Genomic DNA, 2,944 nt, shown 5'->3' on the forward strand with positions numbered 1-2,944 from the left:
TAAAAGCAAAACCCCCCGTTACGCTGGTAACGGGGGGTTCGCAGAATACAAGCCTGACGATAACCTACTTTCACACTGGTTGCAGCACTATCATTGGCGCAGAGTCGTTTCACGGTCCTGTTCGGGATGGGAAGGGGTGGGACCAACTCGCTATGGTCATCAGGCATAACTTGTCGATTTGTTGTGGCAACGTTGTTCTGTCGCTCACAGCAAATCCAATTCAGAAGAGTTCAGCAGAATGTGCGTTGTTACCCGCACCAATCTCAATTTATTGTTTATTCCTGGTTATGATTTGTACCAACATTCATTGGCTCACACTTCATATTGCTCACTTGCAGCCTATACCTGCTAAGGTTATAGGGACAAGCCTTACGGGCAATTAGTACTGGTTAGCTTAATGCATTACTGCACTTCCACACCCAGCCTATCAACGTCCTGGTCTCGAACGACCCTTTAAAGAGATCTAGTCTCTGGGAAGTCTCATCTTAAGGCGAGTTTCCCGCTTAGATGCTTTCAGCGGTTATCTCTTCCGAACATAGCTACTCGGCAATGCCACTGGCGTGACAACCGATACACCAGAGGTTCGTCCACTCCGGTCCTCTCGTACTAGGAGCAGCCCCCTTCAAACTTCCAACGCCCACGGCAGATAGGGACCAAACTGTCTCACGACGTTTTAAACCCAGCTCACGTACCACTTTAAATGGCGAACAGCCATACCCTTGGGACCGGCTACAGCCCCAGGATGTGATGAGCCGACATCGAGGTGCCAAACTCCCCCGTCGATATGAACTCTTGGGAGGAATCAGCCTGTTATCCCCAGAGTACCTTTTATCCGTTGAGCGATGGCCCTTCCATACAGAACCACCGGATCACTATGTCCTACTTTCGTACCTGCTCGACTTGTCAGTCTCGCAGTTAAGCACGCTTATGCCATTGCACTATCATCACGATGTCCGACCGTAATTAGCGTACCTTCGAACTCCTCCGTTACACTTTGGGAGGAGACCGCCCCAGTCAAACTGCCTACCATGCACTGTCCCCGACCCGGATAACGGGCCAAGGTTAGAACCTCAAATAAACCAGGGTGGTATTTCAAGGATGGCTCCACGCAAACTGGCGTCCACGCTTCAAAGCCTCCCACCTATCCTACACAGATCGATTCAAAGTCCAATGCAAAGCTACAGTAAAGGTTCATGGGGTCTTTCCGTCTAGCCGCGGGTAGATTGCATCATCACAAACATTTCAACTTCGCTGAGTCTCGGGAGGAGACAGTGTGGCCATCGTTACGCCATTCGTGCAGGTCGGAACTTACCCGACAAGGAATTTCGCTACCTTAGGACCGTTATAGTTACGGCCGCCGTTTACTGGGACTTCAATCAAGAGCTTGCACCCCATCATTTAATCTTCCAGCACCGGGCAGGCGTCACACCCTATACGTCCACTTTCGTGTTTGCAGAGTGCTGTGTTTTTATTAAACAGTCGCAGCCACCAGTTTATTGCAACCCCTTCACCCTTCTGGCGCAAGCCAGTCAAGCTACAAGGGCGTACCTTATCCCGAAGTTACGGTACCAATTTGCCGAGTTCCTTCTCCCGAGTTCTCTCAAGCGCCTTAGAATACTCATCTCGCCCACCTGTGTCGGTTTGCGGTACGGTCTCGTATGACTGAAGCTTAGAGGCTTTTCTTGGAACCACTTCCGATTGCTTCGCGAACAAGTTCGCTCGTCCCTATCCCTTGAATTATGTGCCCGGATTTGCCTAAGCACCTTCTACAAATAAGAAACCGACTATTCCAACAGTCGGACAACCTTCCGCGATCCGTCCCCCCATCGCATCATACGACGGTGCAGGAATATTAACCTGCTTCCCATCAGCTACGCATCTCTGCCTCGCCTTAGGGGCCGACTCACCCTGCTCCGATGAACGTTGAACAGGAAACCTTGGGCTTACGGCGTGGAGGCTTTTCACCCCCATTATCGCTACTCATGTCAGCATTCGCACTTCTGATACCTCCAGCAACCTTTACAAGTCACCTTCGCAGGCTTACAGAACGCTCTCCTACCATATGCATAAATGCATATCCGCAGCTTCGGTGTATAGCTTAGCCCCGTTACATCTTCCGCGCAGGACGACTCGATCAGTGAGCTATTACGCTTTCTTTAAAGGGTGGCTGCTTCTAAGCCAACCTCCTGACTGTTTTAGCCTTCCCACTTCGTTTTCCACTTAGCTATACTTTGGGACCTTAGCTGGCGGTCTGGGTTGTTTCCCTCTTGACACCGGACGTTAGCACCCGATGTCTGTCTCCCTTGCTCGCACTCGTCGGTATTCGGAGTTTGCAATGGTTTGGTAAGTCGCGATGACCCCCTAGCCATAACAGTGCTCTACCCCCGACGGTGATACAAGAGGCACTACCTAAATAGTTTTCGGAGAGAACCAGCTATTTCCAAGTTTGTTTAGCCTTTCACCCCTACCCACAGCTCATCCCCTAATTTTTCAACATTAGTGGGTTCGGTCCTCCAGTGCGTGTTACCGCACCTTCAACCTGGCCATGAGTAGATCACTTGGTTTCGGGTCTACACCCAGCGACTGATTCGCCCTATTCGGACTCGATTTCTCTACGGCTTCCCTATGCGGTTAACCTTGCCACTGAATGTAAGTCGCTGACCCATTATACAAAAGGTACGCAGTCACGGAACAAGTCCGCTCCTACTGTTTGTATGCACACGGTTTCAGGTTCTATTTCACTCCCCTCCCGGGGTTCTTTTCGCCTTTCCCTCACGGTACTGGTTCACTATCGGTCGATATCGAGTATTTAGCCTTGGAGGATGGTCCCCCCATGTTCAGACAGGATTTCTCGTGTCCCGCCCTACTTGTTGCAAGCCTAGTACCACAAAGATGATTTCGTATAAGGGGCTATCACCCTCTATGGCCGGAGTTTCCAATCCGT

At 50.7% G+C, this 2,944-nt stretch carries 2 rRNA genes (1 of these 2 cut by a window edge); both read right to left on the reverse strand.

From position 1 onward, the window contains the following. Positions 1-51: 51 nt before the first annotated feature. Positions 52-164: ribosomal RNA gene (rrf, locus tag ACO0LB_RS20260) — 5S ribosomal RNA — on the reverse strand. A 194-nt stretch (positions 165-358) separates the two neighbouring features. Beyond that, a 23S ribosomal RNA gene (locus ACO0LB_RS20265) occupies positions 359-2,944 on the reverse strand; it runs 388 nt beyond the window's last position.

Origin of the sequence: Undibacterium sp. SXout7W, assembly GCF_049339385.1 — a bacterium.
In the GTDB taxonomy this organism is placed as follows: Bacteria; Pseudomonadota; Gammaproteobacteria; order Burkholderiales; family Burkholderiaceae_D; genus Undibacterium.